The organism is Streptomyces sp. NPDC053755, assembly GCF_040677675.1.
Lineage (GTDB): Bacteria > Actinomycetota > Actinomycetes > Streptomycetales > Streptomycetaceae > Streptomyces.
The window spans coordinates 398,456-420,234 of sequence record NZ_JBFASK010000001.1 but is presented as its reverse complement, the minus strand read 5'-3'; the positions used below and the strand labels follow the sequence as shown (position 1 = coordinate 420,234).

The window sequence follows — 21,779 nt, the reverse complement described above, 5'->3', positions numbered from 1 at the left end:
CAGCAATGGCCGACGAGAACCCCCCTGTCACGACCGAAGAAGAAGAGCCGGTGCTGCGGATCGAGCCCGTCGGGCTCGAGACCGAGATGCAGCGCTCGTACCTCGACTACGCGATGTCCGTCATCGTCTCGCGTGCGCTGCCCGACGTGCGGGACGGCCTCAAGCCCGTCCACCGGCGCGTGCTGTACGCGATGTACGACGGCGGCTACCGGCCCGAGAAGGGCTTCTACAAGTGCGCCCGCGTCGTCGGTGACGTCATGGGTACGTACCACCCGCACGGCGACTCCTCCATCTACGACGCCCTGGTCCGCCTGGCCCAGCCGTGGTCGATGCGGATGCCGCTCGTCGACTCCAACGGCAACTTCGGTTCCCCGGGCAACGACCCGGCCGCCGCCATGCGGTACACCGAGTGCAAGATGATGCCGCAGTCGATGGAGATGCTCCGGGACATCGACGAGGAGACCGTCGACTTCCAGGACAACTACGACGGCCGCAACCAGGAGCCGACGGTCCTGCCGGCCCGCTTCCCGAACCTGCTGGTCAACGGCAGCGCCGGCATCGCGGTCGGCATGGCGACCAACATCCCGCCGCACAACCTCCGCGAGGTCGCGGCCGGCGCCCAGTGGGCGCTGGAGCACCCCGAGGCCACGCACGAGGAGCTGCTCGACGCGCTCATCGAGCGGATCAAGGGCCCGGACTTCCCGACCGGCGCGCTGGTCGTGGGCCGCAAGGGCATCGAGGAGGCGTACCGCACCGGCCGCGGCTCCATCACGATGCGCGCGGTCGTCGAGGTCGAGGAGATCCAGAACCGGCAGTGCCTGGTCGTCACGGAGCTTCCCTACCAGACCAACCCGGACAACCTCGCGCAGAAGATCGCCGACCTCGTCAAGGACGGCAAGATCGGCGGCATCGCCGACGTCCGCGACGAGACCTCGTCCCGGACCGGCCAGCGGCTCGTGATCGTGCTCAAGCGCGACGCCGTCGCCAAGGTCGTGCTCAACAACCTGTACAAGCACACGGACCTCCAGACGAACTTCGGCGCGAACATGCTGGCGCTCGTCGACGGTGTGCCGCGCACGCTCTCGCTGGACGCGTTCATCCGCCACTGGGTGACGCACCAGATCGAGGTCATCGTCCGCCGGACCAAGTTCCGCCTCCGCAAGGCGGAGGAGCGGGCGCACATCCTGCGCGGCCTGCTCAAGGCGCTCGACGCGATCGACGAGGTCATCGCGCTCATCCGGCGCAGCGACACGGTCGAGGTCGCGCGCGAGGGCCTGATGGGCCTCCTCCAGATCGACGAGATCCAGGCCAACGCCATCCTCGAGATGCAGCTGCGCCGGCTCGCCGCCCTGGAGCGCCAGAAGATCGTCGCCGAGCACGACGAGCTCCAGGCCAAGATCAACGAGTACAACGCGATCCTGGCCTCCGAGGAGCGCCAGCGCGGCATCGTCAGCGAGGAGCTGGCGGTGCTCGTCGAGAAGTTCGGCGACGACCGCCGCTCCAAGCTGGTGCCCTTCGACGGTGACATGTCCATCGAGGACCTGATCGCCGAGGAGGACATCGTCGTCACCATCACGCGTGGCGGCTATGTGAAGCGGACGAAGACCGAGGACTACCGCTCGCAGAAGCGCGGCGGCAAGGGCGTGCGCGGCACGAAGCTGAAGCAGGACGACATCGTCGACCACTTCTTCGTGTCCACGACCCACCACTGGCTCCTCTTCTTCACCAACAAGGGCCGGGTCTACCGCGCGAAGGCGTACGAGCTCCCGGACGCCGGCCGGGACGCGCGCGGCCAGCACGTGGCCAACCTCCTGGCCTTCCAGCCGGACGAGCAGATCGCCGAGATCCTCGCGATCCGCGACTACGAGGCCGCGCCGTACCTGGTGCTCGCCACCAAGGCCGGCCTGGTCAAGAAGACCGCGCTGAAGGACTACGACTCGCCGCGCTCGGGCGGTGTCATCGCGATCAACCTCCGGGAGACGGAGGCGGGCGCCGACGACGAGCTGATCGGTGCGGAGCTGGTCTCCGCCGAGGACGACCTGCTGCTCATCAGCAGGAAGGCGCAGTCGATCCGCTTCACCGCGACCGACGACGCGCTGCGCCCGATGGGCCGTGCCACGTCCGGTGTGAAGGGCATGAGTTTCCGCGAAGGCGACGAGCTGCTCTCGATGAATGTCGTCCGGCCCGGTACGTTCGTCTTCACCGCCACCGACGGTGGGTACGCGAAGCGGACCAACGTCGACGAGTACCGCGTCCAGGGTCGCGGTGGCCTGGGTATCAAGGCCGCCAAGATCGTGGAGGACCGCGGGTCGCTCGTGGGCGCGCTGGTGGTGGAGGAGACGGACGAGATCCTCGCCATCACGCTGTCCGGTGGTGTGATTCGCACGCGAGTCAACGAAGTCAGGGAGACCGGCCGTGACACCATGGGCGTCCAGCTGATCAACCTGGGCAAGCGCGATGCCGTCGTCGGTATCGCACGTAACGCCGAGGCGGGCAGCGAGGCCGAAGAGGTCGACGGTGCCGAGGCCATCGACGGTGCCGAGGGTGTCGAGGACACGGAAGGCGCCGAGGTCGCTGCCGCGGTTGAGGCAGCCGAGGGCACCGAGCCCTCGGCCGGGGAGCACGAGGAGTAGGAAGTGAGTGGAGCCACGGGCGCCGGATCGGCGGCTGCCGGAGCTTCTGCTGGTGCTGGAGCGGACGGTGCCCGTGGTTCCGCCACGGACTCCCAGGGGGTTGCGGTGACGGACACTCGAGGGCCCAAGCCCTCGTACGACACGTACAACGGGCCGCTGCCCGGCGAGCGCGCGGGAGCGCAGCAGCCGGGCGGGCCCTACCACCCGCCGCAGGCGTACGGCGCTCAGGCGCCGGGCGCGGGCGGTACGGGCGGTCAGGACGCGGCGGCGGTGCGCCGGCCGCGTACGGGGGCGCGGACCACCCCTCGTACGCGCAAGGCGCGGCTGCGGGTGGCCAAGGCCGACCCGTGGTCGGTCATGAAGGTGAGCTTCCTGCTCTCCATCGCGCTCGGCGTCTGCACGGTGGTGGCGGCGTCGGTGCTGTGGATGGTCATGGACGCCATGGGCGTCTTCTCGACCGTCGGCGGCACGATCAGCGAGGCGACCGGCTCGAACGAGTCCAACGGTTTCGACCTGCAGTCGTTCCTGTCGCTGCCGCGGGTGCTCATGTTCACGTCGGTGATCGCGGTCATCGACGTGGTCCTGATGACCGCGCTGGCGACGCTGGGGGCGTTCATCTACAACCTCTCGGCCGGTTTCGTGGGCGGTGTCGAGCTCACGCTGGCGGAGGACGAGTAGGCCGCCGGGGGGCCGTCCGGAACCGATTTTGGGACTGGCCCCCAGGTGCGCTAATCTTCAGAGGTCAGCGCGCGGGACACACACCGCAAAGCGCGGCGGGGCTATAGCTCAGTTGGTTAGAGCGCATCCCTGATAAGGATGAGGCCACAGGTTCAAATCCTGTTAGCCCCACAGTGGCGATCGGCCCGGACGGAATTCTCCGTCCGGGCCGATCGCTTTTGGCGTACCGCCGTGACGCGACGCTGTGATCAGGCACGCGGCGAGCGTGGTGACGAATCGCTTCGCCGGGGAAGCCGGAAGACCGGAGAGTAGGTCACCGATCGGTATCGGTCGATGTGTAGAGTGGGCGTCAGAAGTCTCCTACGTCAACGAAAGACGAGGTCGCGCGGTGAAGAAGATTCTCCTGGTCGCACTGGCCGCCATCGGCGGGCTCCTCGTGTACCGCCAGATCCAGGCGGATCGCGCCGAGCAGGATCTGTGGACGGAGGCGACCGACTCCGTGCCCGCAGGTTCGGGTGTGTGAGACGAAGATCGTCTGTGGACGAAGCCCCGGCCGCGCTTGAGCGGCCGGGGCTTCGTGCTGTGCCGGGACCGTGACGGTGAACCCTTGAGTTCACCCCTGCGCATCACTAGGTTGCGTGAGCAAAATCGAGTGGTCGTCGTGGCGGTGACCCGGCCTGAGGACGCGGCGGTCGTCCTCGCGGACGGCCACGGACAGCATCCCTACGGGCGGGCAGGACGGACCGGCACCACGGGCGCCGGGGGCGGTGTCGTCGGGTGGGAGACGAGGAGAGGCGCGTGAAGACGCAGCGCGGGCGGGGCGTGCTCCGCACGGGAGGGGCGGCCGGCGTCGGAGTGGCCCGAGCGCTGGCCGGTGCCCTGGCGGCGGCGGTGTGCGCGGCCGCGCTGCCCGCGCAGGCGTGGGCGGCCGGTGCGCTGCCCGGCCGGGCGGGGGAGGCCGGTGTGGGCCCGTACACGTTCGACGGCGCGGCCCAGCGGGTGCGCGGCGCGGCCACCAACCTGGACGCCGAGCGGCTGAAGGCCGGCGGGACGTACCGGGACACCATCGAGAAGGACGGCAAGCTCTACTACCGCGTCGACCTCGACGCCCTGCAGAACGCGTACGTGTCCGTGGTCGCCGTCCCCAGGACGGCCGGCAAGGCGGAGTACGGCGACGGCATCAAGGTGAGCATGCGGGACGGCTCCAACTCCCAGTGCGGCTACCAGGACGCCCGGTTCGGATCCGGCGGCTTCACCCGGCCCGTCGCCGCCTACGCCCACCGCACGATCGAGGCCGGCAGCTCCGGCTGCCAGCAGGCCGGCGCGTACTACGTGCTCGTCGAGCGGACCTCCGAGGCCGCCTCGCCGGACGAGGACTGGGATCTGGAGATCCGTTACCTCTCCGAGCCGGGCGTGCGGCAGACGGGCCCCACCGAGCTGCCGGAGAGCTGGCCCTCTTCCACGCCCCCGCCGCCCGCGGGCGGTCCGCAGAAGCGCCAGGGCGGTGCGGGCTTCCACGACGCCACCTCGCTGCGCCAGGGCGAGTGGCGCGCCGACATCAAGCCCGGCCAGACCCTCTTCTACCGGGTGCCCGTCGACTGGGGCCAGCAGATCCACGCCAGCGCCGAACTGGGCACGAGCCCGTCCGGCGACACGTACGTCGGCAACGCGCTGGTGCTGTCGCTGGACAACCCGGCCCGTGGTCACGTCGACGAGGACACCGTCAGCTACGACGGCGAACCGGCGACTCTGTCGCTCGACCCGCACCGGCCGGTGGCCTTCGAGAACCGCTACGCCTCCAACAGCTACACCAACGCCCTGCGGTTCGCCGGCTGGTACTACCTGTCGGCGACGCTCAGCCCGGAGGTCGCCAAGGCGTACGGGGACGAGCCGGTGCCGCTGACCCTACGCGTGAGCGTCACCGGTACGGCGAAGTCCGGGCCCCCCTACGCCGGGGACGCCGGGCCGTTCCAGGTCACCGGGGACGACCGGGACGCGGCGGCCAGCGGACAGAGCGGGCCCCAGGCGGAGAAGAGCGACGGCATGCGACTGGTCGCGGCCGCGGGGATCGGCTCCGGGACCCTCCTCGTCCTGATCCTCGGCATGTGGACGGTCCTCGCCCGGCGCCGGGCGGCCAGGGCGCCGCAGTCGGCTCCGCAGGCCGGGACGGCCGGATTCGGGCCGCCGCCGGCCTGGTGACGACGGCTGGTGGCGACGGCCGACCGGTCCGCCGTCACCGCGCGGCCCAAGACCGCGCGGTGACGGCGGTCGGACGGGCCGCGGCCCGTGTCAGGACCCGCGAGACGTCGTCAGGACTGGGCGAGCGCCCAGAAGCCGACCGCGAAACAGATCAGCGCCACGACCAGCATCGGGACCGCGACCTTCGGGGGCGGTCCCGGCCGCTGCACGAGGCTCGTGCCGACGGGGGCGCCGGGGTCGCCGGGGGCGCTCGGGGCGCTGCCCGGGGCGCTCTGCGGGGCGTGCGCGGTGTAGGGGCGGGTGGCGGCCTGGTCGTACGGCACGGCCGCCGTCGGGGTCTGGGCGAAGTCCGTACGCACCGGGGCGACGGGCGCCTGCGGCTGTGCGGGCACGGGGGCCGGCCGCGGGGGCGGTGGCAGGTGGAAGCTGCCCGTCTCGGAGGGGTTCGGCGGCGGTGGCTGTGGGGTCGCGTGCTGCGGCTGCTGCCGCACGGGAGCCGGAGGGGCTACGGGCGAGGGCCCTGACACGGATGCGGGTGCCGACGCGGCCGGGGACGCGGCACCGGCGGCCGTAGGGGCCAGGGCCGTGGGGCCTGCTGTCGTGGGCGCGTGGGTCGTGGCCGGGGCCGTGGGCGCCGGTTTCTCCGGGCCGTTCGGGCCGAAGCCGGCCGGCAGCGGGCCGATCTGGTCGAAGACCTCGACCGGCTCCTCGTCCGGGCCCGCCTCGGGCAGCATCTCGACCGCCGAGGTGAGCGCCTTGCGTACCCCCGTGGCCGTCCGGAAGCGCGCCTGCGGGTCCGGCTGCAGCAGACCGGCGAGAACCTGCCAGAGCGGCTCGGGAATGCCCTCCGGCGCGCCGGGGGTGCCGTGGGCCATGAAGTACTCGATCAGGGCCCGTGAGTCGGGCTTGCGGCCTTGCAGCAGATAGAGCGCGACCAGACCGACCGCGAACAGGTCGGCCGGGAAGTCCGGCTCCGCGCCCGTCATCTGCTCCGGCGCGAAGTAACCCGGCGTTCCCACCACGTAGTTGGTCTCGGTGAGGCGGGGTTCGCCCTTGCGCATGGAGATGCCGAAGTCGGACAGCCGCAGGTGCGGCCGCCCGGCGCCGGTCACGTCGAGCAGGATGTTCGCCGGCTTGATGTCGCGGTGCACGACCCCCTCCGCGTGCACCGCCGCCAGGCCGGCCAGCAGCTGGTCGAGCAGCGTGCAGACGAAGCGCGGCGGCAGCGGGCCGTAGTCGCCGATCACGTGCGCCAGCGAACCGCCGGCCACCAGGTCCATGGTGAACAGGACCTTGTCGTCGTCCGCGGCCCAGCTGGCCGGGGCGAGCACATGAGGGTGATCGATGCGCAGCGCCTGCTCGCGCACGAAGCGCAGCAGCGTGTGGGCGTCGCTCTGCTGGAGCACCTTGGCCGCGACGTAGCGGCGGCGCCGGTGGTCCCAGGCGCGCCACACCGCGCCGACCCCACCCCGTCCGATCGGGTCGATCAGCTCGTACCGACCAGCGAAGACCTCACCCATCGCTCTGCGCCCGCTCCCCGTCGTGCCGTTTCCGTTCCGCCGTGCCGGCCGTGGCCACGGGAGGTGCACCGTGGCCCCGGGCCCGGCGCGCCGCCGTCGAGGGCGTGGCCGCGCCGGACCGTGGGGTCCGCGTCAGTTCTGGTGCGACTCGTAGTGCGCGACCGCGTCGGCGGTGCGCCCGGCGCCGTACACCCGGAGGAACTCTGCCAGTTCCGGGTGGGCCGGGGCGAGGGAGTCGGCCGCATCGATGATGTCGCCGGCGGCCGCCACCGAGCGCAGCAGCGACTGGATCTCCCGGACCACGCGGCGCACGGTCGGCGCGCCCGAGCTGTTGGCCGTCTGGCTGGTGCCCGTCAGCACCGAGCCGCCCTGCGACTTCTTGATCTCGTCCATCCGGTCCGTGGCCTCGGCCGCGCTGACGCTGCCGTCGGCGACCAGTCCGGCGAGCTCCTGCAGGGCCTGGACCCGCTGGACGACGGCGGGATTGCCGATCTTGGCCCGCTGGCCGCTCATCAGCTGGGAGAGCATGGGTGCCGACAGTCCGAGCACGGCCGCGAGCCTGGCCTGATTGAGCCCGAGATCGTCGATGAGCCGACGGAAGAGCGCCCCCAGCGGCTCTCCGTACCAACTGCGCTGAAGCTCTCTGGCTCTTGCCGTGGCTTCCTGCTGCGCTGCGTCCATTACTTCTCCCCATCCCTGCGGTTCGCCACTGCGAACCTCGGTCAGCATCTTACGGAGCGTGGTCGCCGACCGGGAGTCCCAATCCTTTTGCGAGATAGAGGGGGAGACCCGGTACTCTGTTCTCGTTCCGGGGCCTTAGCTCAGTTGGTAGAGCGCTGTCTTTGCATGGCAGATGTCAGGGGTTCGACTCCCCTAGGCTCCACTTGGCAAGAAAACCCCCTCCGACCTGCGGCGACGCGGTCGGAGGGGGTTTTCTGCGTGTCAGGGGGCCCAGACGTACGCACCGGCCCGGGCGGGCCTCGGCGGGGACGCGCTCGGACCGCGGTCTCACGAAGACGTCCCGCTGTGCCACGCACCGGTGACGGACAGGGGCGCGGCCGCGTGGCCCACGTCGGCGAGGCCGGAGCCGGCACGCGTCAGGACCGTCGACTCAGGGGCGAGCGCCGCGGGTCCGCGGGCCCGCGGTCGGCTCGTACCGGGCCGGTCCCTCGCCGAGGGGCACGCACGCTCGCCCGCGGACCGGGCGACGGATTCGGCTGACACGCCCCGCGTTCGTCCGGGTCCGGGCGGGCGTCACCGCCCTGGTTCGCGGTGGTGAAGTGCGGTTCTCCGGGGGCGCCGCTGCGGGGCCCGTCACCGCGCACTGAGCCGTACGGGTGGTGTTCATCGGAAGAACTGCGCGGGGACGGCGTCGCTCCGCGGTTTCCAGGGGTGCGTACACATCATGAGAAAGGTATGTAAAGCGCGCAACCCGAAATGCACCATCCGAGAACGTCACGAAAGCGAGGGGCCATGGCCACCGCCAAGGTCAAGCAGTTCTGGACCGCCTTCATCTCCGTACTCTTCGCCCTGCTCGCCTCCGTGGGCCTGGCGAGCACCGCCGCCGCCGCGCAGGCCCCCGCCGTGCAGCAGCCGGAGGAGCCGACCGCCAACGGCAGCAGCACCACCGCCCGGGAAGCCCGTCCCTTCGCCGCCGTACCGGCGCAGCGAACGCAGCGGTGGACGCCGGTGCGGGACCGCTCCCTGCCGCCCACCATCAAGCAGCGCATCGGCGCCGAGGCGCACGGCTCCTCGCCCTCCGTACGGCAGCGGCGTACCGGCACTTCGGCCGAGACGGGCCTGGCCGAGCAGTCGGAACTGTCGGGTCTGGCGCTTGCCTCGGCCGCGTAGGGCGCGGGGAGTCACTTCCCTCCCCACGCCCTGCATCCGTGCCGGTACATCCGCTGTCAGCTCGTCGTCGCGACGGTCGCCCCGGAGAAGCCCTTCTCCCGGGATCCCGCCTCACCGACACTCGTCCGGTCAGGGACGGGAATCCCGCCAGGGACGCCCCTCTCCGCGAGGACACTCGTCTCCAGAGCCACAGTCATCGCTTCGGGGACACTGGTCTCCTCCGCGACGCTCATCTCGTCAAGGACGCTCGTCCCGGTCCGTGGTCTCGTCCTCGGCCGTGCCGGCTTCCGCGGCGGTGGTGTCCGCCGCATCGGCCTCGGCCTGCTTGGCCGCCATCTCGTCGTCGAGAGACCTGCCGCCGTCGACGGACGACAGCACCGACTCCTCGTCGATCTCGGTAGGCGCGGGCGGTTCGACCAGCCAGTCCGGATTGGCCTGCTTGTCCCACCACCTCCAGGCGGCGTAGGCGCCGCCGACCACAACACCCAGGACCACGAGTCCCTTGGCAAGGCGTCCGGCCTTCGCCCGACGCTCGTGCTTCCTCACGATCTTCCGGATTTCCTTCGGCGTCACCTGCCCGCGGAGCGCGGCCCAGGCGGCGACGGAACGCGCGCCGGCCTCGTCCAGGACAGGACCGGTCGCGGCGACCGCGTGCTCGACACGCGGAACGGTGTAGTCGGCCGCCTGACGGGCGGCCTTACGGGTCCGCACCGCGGCACGATGCGCGGCGGCGTCGACCCGCGGCGGTACGTGCGGTGCGACATGGCAGTTGTACTGCAGACGAGCTTGGTGACGTGCCTGACGCGCGGCCTTCTCGACCTTCGGCGCGAGCCGGACGCGTGCCTCGTGCGCGTAGAGAGCGGCGTGGTCCTTGGCCGTGCCCGCGTACACCACGGCCTGGTCCTTGGCCGTGGTCGCATAGGGCGCCACCACTTCCGCCGCGTGCAGCACACTGTCCTTGGCCGAATCGGTCGCGGTGCGCACGCTGTCCATCCGGGTCACGGGATCCTCCTACTCGGTGGCGGTGTCGGTTTTTCGCCTTTCCACCCTTTTCGAAATCATGCCTGTCGTATCGCGGTCCGGCATGCGGGGCGGGCATCCGGGGCATGGCAGGATCGACCCGCCAGGGGAGACCCCGACGAGATCGACGGAAGGCGGATCGTGGCCGAGCAGCTGTACGCCACTCTGAAGACCAGCCAGGGCGACATCGAGATCCGGCTGCTGCCGCATCACGCGCCGAAGACGGTCCGGAACTTCGTGGAGCTCGCCCAGGGCGAGCGGGAGTGGACCCACCCCGCGACCGGGAAGGTCTCGACGGACCGTCTCTACGACGGCACCGTCTTCCACCGGGTCATCAAGGGGTTCATGATCCAGGGCGGCGACCCGCTGGGGAACGGCACCGGCGGTCCGGGATACGAGTTCGCGGACGAGTTCCACCCCGAGCTGTTCTTCGACCGCCCCTACCTGCTGGCCATGGCCAACGCGGGGCCGGGGACCAACGGGTCGCAGTTCTTCATCACCGTCGGTGCCACGAGCTGGCTCAACCGCAAGCACACGATCTTCGGCGAGGTGGTGGGCGAGGCGGGCAAGAAGGTCGTCGACGCGATCGCCACCACGGAGACCAACCCGCGCACCGAGCGCCCGGTCCAGGACGTGGTCATCGAGTCCGTCGTGATCGAGACCCGCCAGAGCTGACGGGTCCTGGCCTGCGCGGGTCGGGGCCTGAGCCGACCGGTCCTGGTGAGAGCCGACCGGTCCTGGTGTGAGCCGACCGGTCCTCGTGTGAGCCGACCGGTCCTGGCGTGCGCCGGTCCGCGCCGGAGCCGACCACCGCGCCCGCCGGAGCCGACCACCGCGCCCGGCCACCCCGTCGCCGACCGCGTCCGGGAACCTTTTCGCCCCGCCCGTCCGTCAGGAGGGCGGGGCGGTGCCGTGCGTCGCCCGCGCGCGTACACCCCAGCCGCCCCTGTCCTCGGGAGGGACACCATGGAGCCGGAGTCCGGCCTGCCGCGCTGTTACCGCCACCCGGACGTCGAGACCGGCATCCGCTGCACCCGCTGCGAGAAGCCGATCTGCCCCCGGTGCATGGTCTCCGCCTCCGTGGGCTTCCAGTGCCCCGACTGTGTGCGCGGCGGCTCCGGCACGGGCCACGCGCCCGACGCCAACCAGCCGCGGACCCTGGCCGGCGGCCGGGTGGCGTCCGACGGGCGCCTGGTCACGAAGATCCTCATCGCTATCAACCTGGCGCTCTTCATCACCGTCCAGGTGGCCGGCGACCGCCTCGTGGACGAGCTGGCGCTGATCGGGTACGCGTACAGCCCGGCGCTGGCCGAGGTGGTGGGGGTCGCCGACGGCGAGTGGTACCGGCTGGTGACGTCCACCGTCCTGCACCAGGAGATCCCGCACTTCGTCTTCAACATGCTGGGTCTGTGGATCATCGGCGGGATCGTCGAGCCGGAGCTCGGGCGGATCCGCTACGCCGTGCTGTGCCTGCTCTCCGGGCTTTCCGGCTCGGCTCTGGCCTTCCTGGTCGCCGCCCCGAACCAGCCGTCGCTGGGCGCCTCGGGCGTCGTCTTCGGCCTGATCGGCTCGTGGGTGGTGCTGGCCCGCCGCCGGCGGTACGACATGCGGCCGGTGATCCTGTTCACGGCGCTGTCCCTGTTGCTGACCTTCACCCGGCCCGGCATCTCCTGGGAGGCGCACATCGGCGGCCTGGTCGGCGGCGCGCTGGTGACGTACGGCCTGGTGCACGCGCCCCGGGCCCGCCGGGCGCTCGTCCAGTACGCGGCCTGTGGATTCGTGCTCGTGATCGACCTGGGGCTGGTCCTGGCCCGCTCCGCCGCGCTCACCTGAGCAGTCACAGCTGTGGATGAGCCTCTGAGGAGAGCTTTCCCCAGAGTTATCCACAGGCGGGGGGTCGGGGTGTGCGTTTCCTGGGAACAACTGTGCCCCCTGCCTCCGAGCTGGGACTTTCCCATCAGGGCAAGGGGCCTGCCACCCTCCGTCACGAGGGTGGCGCAGTCACACCGGCGTCAACCTACCGGTGGGTTATCCACAGATCTTCGTAAGTTATCCAGTGCTGTGCACAACGCTGTGGATAACCTCAGGGCAAGGCTTGACGGCCGACCCGGGGACGGCTACTTCCACTGGGTGGAGACGCCGAACCCGGCCGCGATGAACCCGAAGCCCACGACGATGTTCCAGTTGTTGAGGGACTTCACCGGCAGCGAGCCGTCGGTGACGTAGAAGACGACGATCCACACCAGCCCGATCAGGAACAGCGCCAGCATCACGGGTGCCACCCAGCTGCGGTTGGTCAGCTTGATGTTGGTGGCCTGCTTGGCGGGCGGGGGCGTGAAGTCGGCCTTCTTGCGGATACGTGACTTCGGCACGAGGGACTCTCCTGTCGATGCGCTGCGTGACCGCGCAGGGAACTGTGGCTGGCGCCGGGATGTGACGTAGGAGGACCACTGCGTCCCCCGGGCGTCCGTTAGCGTAGTGCTTCCGTGGCACCGAAGGGGATCAGGGTACGTTGAGCAATTCCGCCGACTCTCCCACCGGGCCGGGCCGATCATCCCAGTGGCGGCCCGTCCGGGTCCTCACCGCTGCCGTTTTCGCCCTCGCCGGGCTGATCTTCGTCACCAGTTTCAACACCGCCAAGGGCACCAACATCCGCACGGACGCCTCGCTGCTGAGGCTCTCCGACCTCATCGAGGAGCGCAGCCACAAGAACGCGGGCCTGGACGAGTCCACCGCCGCGGTACGCCGCCAGGTCGACGCCCTCGCCGCCCGCGACGACGGCTCCACCCGGGCCGAGGACGCCAGGCTGCGAGCCCTCGAGACGGCCGCCGGGACCACGGAGACCTCCGGGCCCGGGCTGACCGTCACCCTCAATGATGCCCCGCAGAACGCCCAGGCGGCCCCTGGATACCCCGAACCGCAGGCCAACGACCTCGTGATCCACCAGCAGGATCTCCAGGCCGTCGTGAACGCCCTGTGGAAGGGCGGCGCCAAGGGCATCAAGGTGATGGACCAGCGGCTCATCTCCACCAGCGCCGTGCGCTGCGTCGGCAACACCCTGATCCTCCAGGGCCGGGTCTACTCCCCGCCGTACAAGATCACCGCTGTGGGTGACCGGGACGCGCTGAACAAGGCACTCACCGACTCCCCGGCGATCCAGAACTACCAGCTCTACGTGAAGGCCTACGGGCTCGGCTGGAAAGTGGACGAGCACCGGGCGGTGACTCTCCCCGGCTACTCGGGCACAGTGGACCTCCACCACGCGAAGCCGGTGAGCTGACCGACCACGAGCCGACCGCAGGGAGGGCAGGGTGGGGCTGTCCGTACGACTGGTCGTGAGAACCCTCAGCGAGGTCTGCGTCACCGCCGGAGCGGTGATCCTCCTCTTCGTCGCGTACGTGCTGTTCTGGACCGGAGTCGAAGCCGGCAGCGCCACGGCCGGCGAGGTCGACCTGCTCCGGCGCGCCTGGGTCGAGCAGCCCCTCCCCGGGCCCTCCGGGACCGGGACGGCCACCGCCGCACCGCGGCCCTACACGGCAGGCAAGGGCATCGCCGTCATGTACGTTCCCCGCTTCGGCGAGGACTGGGAATGGCCCGTCCTGGAGGGCACCGCCCCCGCCACCCTGAAGAAGGGCCTCGGCCACTACGCCTCCACCGCCCGCCTCGGCGGGACCGGCAACTTCTCCGTGGCCGGACACCGCCGCACATACGGAGATCCGTTCAAGGACTTCCCCCGGCTGCGCCCGGGCGACCCCGTCGTCCTCACCGACGGGACGACCTGGTTCACGTACCGCGTCGCCCGCGCGCCCCTGCGGACCGTGCCGACCGACGTCGGCGTGATCGACCCCGTGCCCCGCGGATCGGGCTTCGAAGGACCCGGCCGCTACCTCACCCTCACCACCTGCGAGCCGGAGTGGGGCAGCAGCCACCGCCTGGTCGTCTGGGCGCACCTGGACGCCACGCGGCCTGTGACGCACGGCAAGCCACCGGCTTTGCACGGCTGACCCCTCGCGGGGGCCATCGCCCCGTACTCTGGTCCCCAGACGAACGGAAGGGGCAGTGGACGGCATGTACGGCTGGATCTGGCGGCATCTGCCGGGCAACGCGTGGGTGCGGGGTTTCCTGTCCCTCGTGCTGGTCCTCGCGGTCGTCTACGCCCTCTTCCAGTATGTGTTCCCCTGGGCGGAGCCTCTGCTTCCGTTCAACGATGTGACGGTGGACGGCCAGTGAGCGCGCGGATTCTCGTCGTCGACAACTACGACAGCTTCGTCTTCAACCTCGTGCAGTACCTCTACCAGCTCGGTGCCGAGTGCGAGGTGGTGCGCAACGACGAGGTCGAGCTGGGCCACGCCCAGGACGGCTTCGACGGCGTCCTGCTCTCCCCCGGCCCCGGCGCTCCCGAACAGGCCGGCGTCTGCATCGACATGGTGCGCCACTGCGCGGACACCGGCGTGCCCGTCTTCGGTGTCTGCCTGGGCATGCAGTCCATGGCCGTCGCCTACGGCGGCGTCGTCGACCGGGCCCCCGAGCTGCTGCACGGCAAGACCTCCCTCGTCCGCCACGAGGGCACGGGCGTCTTCGCGGGCCTGCCCTCGCCCTTCACCGCGACCCGCTACCACTCGCTCGCCGCCGAGCCCACGCGCCTGCCGGACGAGCTGGAGGTCACCGCACGGACCGACGACGGCATCATCATGGGGCTGCGCCACCGTGAACTGGCCGTCGAAGGGGTTCAGTTCCACCCGGAGTCGGTGCTCACCGAGCACGGTCACCTGATGCTCGCCAACTGGCTGGAGCGGTGCGGCGACAAGGGGGCGGTCGGGCGGTCGGCGGGGCTCGCGCCGGTGGTGGGCAAGGCCGTCGCGTGACGGCGGGGTCGCCGTGGTTCCGGGCGACGAACCCGCCGGAGCCGCAACCCGAGCCCGCGCCCGTACCCGCACAGCACCCCGAGCCGGACGCGCTGTCGCACGCGGTGCCGCAGCCGGCCCCGAACACGGTGCACGACCCCATACCCGCGCCGCGGTACGAGGAGACGGCCTACCCGCCCTCCTACGGGACGACGGCGTACGAACCCGTACGGGAGTCCCCGGTGCCCCAAGCGGCCCAGGAGACCCCCTTCCAGGGCTCGTACGACGCCACCTACGCCGCCCCGTACGACGCCCCGTACGCGGCCTACGACGAGACCGTGGCCCTCCGGTCGGTCGACACCGATGCGGAGCCCGCGCCCACGCCCTCGCCGAGACCCTCCCCGACGCCCGACCTGGGGCCCGGCAGAGCCGAGCGGCGGCGCGCCGCCAAGGGCAGGGGGAGGGGGCGCCGAGGGGCGACCGCCCCCGCGCCGGCCCCCGCCGCGCCCGCCGCTCCCCTCTCGCGCGTCGAGGCCCGCCGGGCGGCCCGCGCCCGCAAGGAGAGCGTCGGCGTCGTCGCCAGCCGCGTCGTGGGCGAGCTGTTCATCACCTTCGGCGTCGTCATGCTGCTCTTCGTCACCTACCAGCTGTGGTGGACGAACGTCCGCGCCGGCCAGCAGACCGACCAGGCGAAGGAACAGATCGAGGACGCCTGGACGAAGGGCCGCGCCCCGGAGGCGTTCGAGCCCGGGCAGGGCTTCGCCATCATGTACATCCCCAAGCTGGACGTGGTCGTCCCCATCGCCGAGGGCATCAACAAGCCCAAGGTCCTGGACCGGGGCATGGTCGGCCACTATGCCGAGGGCAGCCTGAAGACGGCGATGCCCTCCGACAAGCAGGGCAACTTCGCCGTCGCCGGCCACCGCAACACGCACGGCGAGCCGTTCCGGTACATCAACCAGCTGCGGCCCGGGGACCCGATCGTCGTCGAGACGCAGGACGCGTACTACACCTACGAGATGGCGAGCATCCTGCCGCAGACCTCGCCGTCGAACGTCGCCGTCATCGACCCGGTGCCCAAGGGGTCGGGCTTCACGGCCCCCGGACGGTACATCACGCTCACCACCTGCACCCCCGAATTCACCAGTACGTACCGCATGATCGTGTGGGGCAAGATGGTCGAGGAACGCCCGCGCAGCAAGGGGAAACCGGACGCGCTCGTAGGCTGAGACCCCATTCCTCGAGACGGGACGACGTAGTGGCAGCACGTGCGCGCAGCAGGATCGCCGGAATCATCAGCCTCTTCGGTGAACTCCTCATCACCGCCGGTCTGGTGCTCGGACTCTTCGTCGTCTACTCCCTGTGGTGGACCAACGTCCTCGCCGACCGCGCCGCCGACCAGGAAGGCGAGCAGGTCCGCGACCGCTGGGCCGGCGGACCGGGCGCCCTCGACACCAAGGACGGCATCGGCTTCCTGCACGTACCCGCCATGGACGACGGCGAGATACTGGTCAAGAAGGGCACCGACAGCAAGACCCTCAACAACGGTGTCGCCGGCTACTACACCGACCCGATCAAGTCGGCCCTCCCGCAGGACAAGCAGGGCAACTTCACGCTCGCCGCGCACCGGGACGGGCACGGGGCGAAGTTCCACAACATCCACAAGTTGAAGAACGGCGACTCGATCATCTTCGAGTCCCAGGACACCTGGTTCGTCTACAAGGTCTACAAGACCCTGCCGGAGACGACGAAGTACAACGTGGACGTCATCCAGCCCGTCCCCGAGGAGTCGGGCAAGAAGAAGCCGGGCCGCTACATCACCCTGACGACGTGCACCCCGATGTACACCTCGGACCACCGCTACATTGTCTGGGGCGAGCTGGAGCGTACGGAGAAGGTGGACCGGGACCGCACGCCGCCCGCGGAACTGCGCTGACGGACAGATCGCGTCGCCCGAGAGCATGAACGAAGGCCCCGGCATCCTCCAGGATGCCGGGGCCTTCGCGTGGTACGTCCGGCGAGGCTAGTCGAAGAAGCCGCCGCCGTCGTTTCCGCCCGCGGTGTAGACGGTGATCGTCTGGCCCGGGGTGACCTGGCTGCCCTCCGGCGGGTTGGTGCCGAGGACCGTGGCGTTGTCCCTGTCCGAGCCCTGAGCCGTCACGACCAGGCCCAACGCCTCCAGCTGCTGCTTCACTTCCTGGTACTTCTTGCCGGCGAGGCCGCCGGGGATCGTGGCCGGAGGCTGCTGCTGCGGACCCTTGGAGACCTTCAGCGTGATCTGGACGTCCTTGGGCTGGTCCGTGTTCCCCTTCGGGGTCTGCTCGATGACCGTGCCCGCGGGCTGGTCCGAGTCGACGTCCTGGCGGGCGATGTTCGTGAACCCGAGCGTGGACAGCTGCTGGACGGCCGCGTCGTACGACTTCGTGGTGACGTCGGGCAGCGGCGTCTGCTTCTTCTTCGCCACCGTGATCGTCACTTCGGTGTTCTGCTCCGCCTTCGAGCCACCGGTCGGGTTCTGGCTCAGGACCCGGCCCGGCTCCTCGTCCGACTCCTCCTTCACCACCTTCACCTGGAAGCCCTTGGCGCGCAGCTGTTCCTCCGCGCTCTCCTGGGACTTCTCGGTGACGTCCGGCACCTCGATCTGCGGGGCGCCCTCGGAGACCACGACCGAGATCGTCTCGTTGACGTTCATCTTCGCGGTGCCGTCGGCCGCCGGAGTCTGCCGGCAGATCGTGCCCTTGGGCTGGTCGCAGCGCTCGGCTCCCGACTGCGCGACCTTCACCTGGGCGTTGGTCGCGAGGCCCTCGGCCTCCTGCAGCGTCTTGCCGACGAACTGCGGCACGACCACCTGGTCCGTGCCCTCCTTGCTGTCGAAGATGGAGCGGCCGATCAGGATCGCGCCGACGAGCACCAGGATGCCCGCGAGGACCAGCAGGATCGTCGAGGTGTTCGACTTCTTCTGCTGGCGGCGGCGGGCCGGGCGGTCGTCGTAGCCGTATCCGCCGTCGTCGGGGTTCACCGGCGGCAGCATGGACGTCTGGCCCGCCGGGTCGGTCTGGCGCAGCGCCGTCGTCGGCTGGTCGTCCGGCGCGTAGCCGCCGTAACCGCCGTATCCGGCCGCGCCCATCCCGGCGGCCGCGGCGACCGGCTGACCGTCGAGGCAGGCCTCGATGTCGGCGCGCATCTCGTCCGCGGACTGGTAGCGGTAGTCGGGGTCCTTCACCAGCGCCTTCAGGACGATGGCGTCCATCGAGGGCGTGATCTCGGGGTCGAAGTTGCTCGGCGGCTGCGGCTCCTCCCGTACGTGCTGGTAGGCGACCGCGACCGGGGAGTCGCCCACGAAGGGCGGCCGGACGGTGAGCAGCTCGTACAGCAGGCAGCCGGTGGAGTACAGGTCGGAGCGGGCGTCGACCTGCTCGCCCTTGGCCTGCTCCGGGGAGAGGTACTGCGCGGTGCCGATGACCGCGGCGGTCTGCGTCATGGTCATCCCGGCGTCGCCCATGGCGCGGGCGATGCCGAAGTCCATGACCTTGACCTGGCCGGTCCGCGTCAGCATGACGTTCGCCGGCTTGATGTCACGGTGCACGATGCCGGCGCGGTGCGAGTACTCGAGGGCCTGGAGGATGCCGACCGTCATCTCGAGGGTGCGCTCGGGCAGCAGCTTGCGCCCGGAGTGCAGCAGCTCACGCAGGGTCGAGCCGTCGACGTACTCCATCACGATGTACGGGATGGACACCCCGTCGACGTAGTCCTCGCCCGTGTCGTAGACCGCGACGATCGCCGGGTGGTTGAGCGAGGCGGCAGACTGGGCCTCACGGCGGAACCGGGCCTGGAAGGACGGGTCACGGGCGAGATCGGCCCGCAGCGTCTTCACGGCGACGGTGCGGCCGAGCCGGGTGTCGTGGGCGAGGTAGACCTCGGCCATGCCACCACGGCCGAGCACCGAGCCCAGCTCGTACCGGCCGCCGAGGCGACGCGGCTCTTCCATAGCTAATCCAGCCCTCTCCGTCTGTCCCGACCGCACCCGTGTGTGGTCCGGCGGTGTGCTGTTCGCGCATACGCTACCGGCCGCGGGGAAGGCGTTCCGCCCGCGACCGGCACCTGATACCTGACCGGTATCCGGCCGGAACCCGGCCGTACGGTCAGCTCCTGGTCTTCAGTACCGCCTTCATCACGGCCTTGGCGATCGGGGCGGCGAGGCCGCCACCGCTGATGTCCTCGCGCGAGGTGCCCTCGGAGTCCTCGACGATGACGGCGACGGCGACCGGGGAGCCCTGGTCGGTCTTGGCGTAGGAGATGAACCAGGCGTAGGGCCGCTTGGCGTTCTTCTCGCCGTGCTGGGCCGTACCCGTCTTGCCGCCGACCTTCACGCCGTCCATGTCCAGGTCGGCGTTGCCGCCCGTGCCGTTCTCGACGACGTTCTCCATCATCGTCTGGATCAGCTGGGCGTTCTGCTGCGAGACCGGGCGGCTCATCTCCTCGGGCTCGTTCCGCTTGAGCACGTCGAGATTGGGCGCGCGCAGCTCCTCGATCATGTACGGCTTCATGAGCTTGCCGTCGTTGGCGATCGCCGCGGTGACCATCGCCATCTGGAGCGGGGAGGTCGCCGTGTTGAACTGGCCGATGGAGGAGAGGGCGTTCCCGCCGCGGTCCATCTTCTTGTCGTAGACGGATGCGGCCGAGCGGACGGGGGTGAACTGCTCGGCGTTGAAGCCGAACTTCTCGGCCGTCTCGACCATCTTGTCGCGGCCGACCTCGTCACCGAGCTTGGCGAAGACGGAGTTGCAGGACACCTCGAGCGCACGGTTCAGGCTGGCGTTCTCGCAGCCGTTGGCGTGGTTCTTCATGGGCTGCGTGGAGAGCGGGATCTTGTACGGCTCCGGCGTGTCCGTCGGCGCGTTGATGTCCGTGACCTTGCCGTTCTCCAGCGCCGCGGCCGCCGTGACGACCTTGAAGACGGAGCCCGGAGGGTAGATCTCGCGCAGGGCGCGGTTGAGCTTCGGCTTGTTCTTGTTCTGCTCGAGCGCGACCCACGCCTTCTCGTCCTCGCGGGAGTAGCCGGCGAAGGACGACGGGTCGTACGAGGGGGTGGAGGCGAGCGCCAGGATCTTGCCCGTCTTGGGCTCGATGGCCACGACGGCGCCGGTCTTCTTGCCGAGACCCTCGAAGGCGGCCTTCTGCGCGGCGCCGCTCAGGGTGGTGACGACGTCGCCGCCCTTCTTCTTGTCACCGGTGAACATCGCCAGCGTGCGGTCGAAGAAGAGCCGGTCGTCGTTGCCGGTGAGGATGCCGTCCTCGATCTTCTCGATCTGGTTGGCGTCGTAGGCCTGCGAGGCGTACCCGGTCACCGGGGCCCACATGGGGCCGTCGGCATAGGTCCGCTTGAAGCGGTAGTACGGGTCCTGGGAGTCGACCGAGCCCGTGATGGGCTTGCCGTCCACGATGATGTTGCCGCGGACGTTGGCGTAGCGCTCGATCTGCACCCGCTTGTTACGGGGGTGGGCGTTCAGCTCGTCGGCGCGGACGTACTGGATCCAGTTGTCCCGGATCAGCAGGGCGAGGACCAGCAGGCCGCAGAAGATCGCGACCCGGCGCAGGGGCTTGTTCACGGACGGACCACCTGGGTCATCTCGGCGTCGGGGGACGGGGCGGGGGCGGGCGCCGGGCGGCGCGCGGTGTCGCTGATCCGGATGAGGATGCCGATCAGGGCCCAGTTGGCGATCACGGAGGAACCGCCGTACGCGAGGAACGGCATGGTCATACCGGTCAGCGGGATGAGGCCCATCACACCGCCGGCGACGACGAAGATCTGCAGCGCGAACGCGCCGGACAGACCCATCGCGAGCAGCTTGCCGAACGGGTCGCGGGCCGCGAGGGCGGTGCGGACACCGCGCTCGATGATCAGGCCGTACAGCAGCAGGAACGCCATGACACCGGTCAGCCCGAGCTCCTCGCCGACCGTGGCGAAGATGAAGTCGGAGTTGGCGGCGAAACCGATCAGGTCGGAGTTGCCCTGGCCGAGGCCGGTGCCGAGGATGCCGCCGGAGCCGAAGGACATCAGCACCTGCGACATCTGGTCGCAGGCGGCGACCTCCGTGGCGCAGCCGAACGGGTCCGCCCACGCGTCCACACGGGCCTGGACGTGGCCCGCGAACGAGGCCACGCCGACCGCGCCCGCCACGGACATCAGCAGACCCATGACGATCCAGCTGGTCCGCTCCGTCGCCACGTACAGCATGATCACGAACATGCCGAAGAACAGCAGGGACGTACCGAGGTCGTTCTCGAAGATCAGGATGAGGAGGCTGACGGCCCAGATCGTGAGGATCGGGCCGAGGTCGCGGCCGCGCGGCAGGTAGAGGCCCATGAAGCGGCGGCTGGCCAGAGCCAGCGCGTCCCTCTTCACCATCAGATAGCCGGAGAAGAACACCGCGAGAACGATCTTCGCGAACTCGCCGGGCTGGATGGAGAAGCCGCCGACGCGGATCCAGATCTTGGCGCCGAAGACGTCCGCGCCGAGGCCCGGGACCAGCGGCAACAGCAGCAGGACGAGGGCGGCGACCATCGAGATGTACGTGTACCGCTGCAGGACCCGGTGGTCCTTCAGAAGCAGCAGCACGCCCACGAACATCGCGATGGCGATCGCCGAGTACAGCATCTGGTTCGGCGCGTCCGGGCTGAAGGTCTTGTACCGGGCGATGATCCGCGGCGACTGGTCGAGCCGCCAGATCAGCACCAGACCGAGGCCGTTGAGCAGCGTGGCCAGCGGCAGCAGCAGCGGGTCGGAGTACGGGGCGAACTTCCGCACCACGAGATGCGCGACGCCCGCGAGCAGGCCGAGGCCGAGTCCGTACCCGAGCATGCCCGAGGGGACCTCGCCGTCCAGCGCCAGGCCGACGTTGAGGTACGCGAACACCGGGATGACGACGGCGAACGCGAGGAGCGCCAGCTCGGTGTTACGGCGGCTCGGCGCCTCGATCGCGCCGATGGTGGTCGTGTTGGTGACAACGCTCATGGTGGTGAAAGGCCCCCTA

20 protein-coding genes and 2 tRNA genes are annotated in these 21,779 nt (G+C 70.2%); 15 read left to right on the top strand and 7 right to left on the bottom strand.

The genetic code is table 11. The features are described 5' to 3' along the window. Positions 1 to 5 precede the first annotated feature (5 nt). From gyrA to AB0K65_RS01850, 5 genes are all read left to right on the top strand, one after another. Entirely contained in the window at positions 6 to 2,633 is a 2,628-nt protein-coding gene (gene gyrA, locus AB0K65_RS01870) for a DNA gyrase subunit A (protein ID WP_365713259.1), read from the top strand. Between the two features lie 105 nt (positions 2,634 to 2,738). Beyond that, positions 2,739 to 3,311, top strand: a complete 573-nt coding sequence (locus AB0K65_RS01865; protein WP_365713256.1) for a DUF3566 domain-containing protein — start codon at positions 2,739 to 2,741, stop codon at positions 3,309 to 3,311. A 97-nt stretch (positions 3,312 to 3,408) separates the two neighbouring features. Beyond that, positions 3,409 to 3,482, top strand: a tRNA-Ile gene (locus AB0K65_RS01860). 217 nt (positions 3,483 to 3,699) lie between these two features. Further along, on the top strand, positions 3,700 to 3,834 hold the full coding sequence (locus AB0K65_RS01855; protein ID WP_251415102.1) for a DLW-39 family protein: 135 nt from the start codon (positions 3,700 to 3,702) through the stop codon (positions 3,832 to 3,834). Between the two features lie 275 nt (positions 3,835 to 4,109). Further along, a complete protein-coding gene (locus AB0K65_RS01850; RefSeq protein WP_365713254.1) occupies positions 4,110 to 5,510 on the top strand; it encodes a hypothetical protein in 1,401 nt (466 codons plus the stop codon). A 110-nt stretch (positions 5,511 to 5,620) separates the two neighbouring features. Here AB0K65_RS01850 and AB0K65_RS01845 read toward each other — a convergent pair whose 3' ends face one another. Both AB0K65_RS01845 and AB0K65_RS01840 read right to left on the bottom strand, forming a co-directional pair. Continuing rightward, entirely contained in the window at positions 5,621 to 7,030 is a 1,410-nt protein-coding gene (locus AB0K65_RS01845) for a serine/threonine-protein kinase (protein WP_365713252.1), read from the bottom strand. A gap of 132 nt (positions 7,031 to 7,162) precedes the next feature. After that, positions 7,163 to 7,711, bottom strand: a complete 549-nt coding sequence (locus AB0K65_RS01840) for a DNA-binding protein (protein WP_365713250.1) — start codon at positions 7,709 to 7,711, stop codon at positions 7,163 to 7,165. A gap of 129 nt (positions 7,712 to 7,840) precedes the next feature. Here AB0K65_RS01840 and AB0K65_RS01835 point away from each other — a divergent pair. Together AB0K65_RS01835 and AB0K65_RS01830 are read left to right on the top strand one after the other, a co-directional pair. Beyond that, a tRNA-Ala gene (locus AB0K65_RS01835) sits at positions 7,841 to 7,913 on the top strand. A gap of 590 nt (positions 7,914 to 8,503) precedes the next feature. Beyond that, positions 8,504 to 8,881: a DUF6344 domain-containing protein gene (locus tag AB0K65_RS01830; protein WP_365713248.1), complete on the top strand. Its 378-nt coding sequence runs from the start codon at positions 8,504 to 8,506 to the stop codon at positions 8,879 to 8,881. A 237-nt stretch (positions 8,882 to 9,118) separates the two neighbouring features. On the opposite strand, the gene AB0K65_RS01825 is transcribed toward AB0K65_RS01830, so the two are convergent. Further along, a complete protein-coding gene (locus AB0K65_RS01825) occupies positions 9,119 to 9,883 on the bottom strand; it encodes a DUF5324 family protein (RefSeq protein WP_365713246.1) in 765 nt (254 codons plus the stop codon). A 159-nt stretch (positions 9,884 to 10,042) separates the two neighbouring features. Here AB0K65_RS01825 and AB0K65_RS01820 point away from each other — a divergent pair, with 159 nt between their 5' ends. After that, complete coding sequence (locus AB0K65_RS01820) at positions 10,043 to 10,576, top strand: peptidylprolyl isomerase (protein ID WP_365713244.1); 534 nt, start codon at positions 10,043 to 10,045, stop codon at positions 10,574 to 10,576. A gap of 291 nt (positions 10,577 to 10,867) precedes the next feature. Next, on the top strand, positions 10,868 to 11,734 hold the full coding sequence (locus AB0K65_RS01815) for a rhomboid family intramembrane serine protease (RefSeq protein WP_365713242.1): 867 nt from the start codon (positions 10,868 to 10,870) through the stop codon (positions 11,732 to 11,734). Between the two features lie 284 nt (positions 11,735 to 12,018). On the opposite strand, the gene crgA is transcribed toward AB0K65_RS01815, so the two are convergent. Next, positions 12,019 to 12,273, bottom strand: a complete 255-nt coding sequence (gene crgA, locus AB0K65_RS01810; protein ID WP_362005428.1) for a cell division protein CrgA — start codon at positions 12,271 to 12,273, stop codon at positions 12,019 to 12,021. A 140-nt stretch (positions 12,274 to 12,413) separates the two neighbouring features. Between crgA and AB0K65_RS01805 the strand changes: the two genes are divergently transcribed. The 6 genes from AB0K65_RS01805 to AB0K65_RS01780 are packed head-to-tail and all read left to right on the top strand — an operon-like array spanning position 12,414 to position 16,681. Continuing rightward, complete coding sequence (locus tag AB0K65_RS01805; RefSeq protein WP_365713240.1) at positions 12,414 to 13,181, top strand: DUF881 domain-containing protein; 768 nt, start codon at positions 12,414 to 12,416, stop codon at positions 13,179 to 13,181. A 37-nt stretch (positions 13,182 to 13,218) separates the two neighbouring features. Further along, positions 13,219 to 13,905, top strand: coding sequence for a class E sortase (locus AB0K65_RS01800; protein WP_365713642.1), 687 nt, complete (start codon positions 13,219 to 13,221; stop codon positions 13,903 to 13,905). Positions 13,906 to 13,960: 55 nt separating this feature from the next. Beyond that, complete coding sequence (locus AB0K65_RS01795; protein ID WP_365713669.1) at positions 13,961 to 14,131, top strand: hypothetical protein; 171 nt, start codon at positions 13,961 to 13,963, stop codon at positions 14,129 to 14,131. Next, positions 14,128 to 14,766, top strand: a complete 639-nt coding sequence (locus AB0K65_RS01790) for an aminodeoxychorismate/anthranilate synthase component II (protein ID WP_365713238.1) — start codon at positions 14,128 to 14,130, stop codon at positions 14,764 to 14,766. The genes AB0K65_RS01795 and AB0K65_RS01790 overlap by 4 nt, the downstream gene beginning before the upstream one ends. Further along, positions 14,763 to 15,974, top strand: a complete 1,212-nt coding sequence (locus AB0K65_RS01785; protein WP_365713236.1) for a class E sortase — start codon at positions 14,763 to 14,765, stop codon at positions 15,972 to 15,974. Before AB0K65_RS01790 ends, AB0K65_RS01785 begins: the two co-directional genes overlap by 4 nt. A 29-nt stretch (positions 15,975 to 16,003) precedes the next feature. Then, on the top strand, positions 16,004 to 16,681 hold the full coding sequence (locus AB0K65_RS01780) for a class E sortase (protein WP_365713234.1): 678 nt from the start codon (positions 16,004 to 16,006) through the stop codon (positions 16,679 to 16,681). Between the two features lie 87 nt (positions 16,682 to 16,768). Here AB0K65_RS01780 and pknB read toward each other — a convergent pair whose 3' ends face one another. The 3 genes from pknB to AB0K65_RS01765 all read right to left on the bottom strand — a co-directional run bounded on the left by pknB (position 16,769) and on the right by AB0K65_RS01765 (position 21,760). Then, the gene (gene pknB, locus AB0K65_RS01775) at positions 16,769 to 18,733 is read right to left on the bottom strand and encodes a Stk1 family PASTA domain-containing Ser/Thr kinase (protein WP_365713232.1); all 1,965 of its coding nucleotides are present in this window, start codon (positions 18,731 to 18,733) and stop codon (positions 16,769 to 16,771) included. 154 nt (positions 18,734 to 18,887) lie between these two features. Continuing rightward, on the bottom strand, positions 18,888 to 20,354 hold the full coding sequence (locus AB0K65_RS01770) for a penicillin-binding transpeptidase domain-containing protein (RefSeq protein ID WP_365713230.1): 1,467 nt from the start codon (positions 20,352 to 20,354) through the stop codon (positions 18,888 to 18,890). Continuing rightward, positions 20,351 to 21,760, bottom strand: a complete 1,410-nt coding sequence (locus tag AB0K65_RS01765) for an FtsW/RodA/SpoVE family cell cycle protein (RefSeq protein ID WP_365713228.1) — start codon at positions 21,758 to 21,760, stop codon at positions 20,351 to 20,353. Before AB0K65_RS01765 ends, AB0K65_RS01770 begins: the two co-directional genes overlap by 4 nt. Between the last annotated feature and the right edge of the window lie 19 nt (positions 21,761 to 21,779).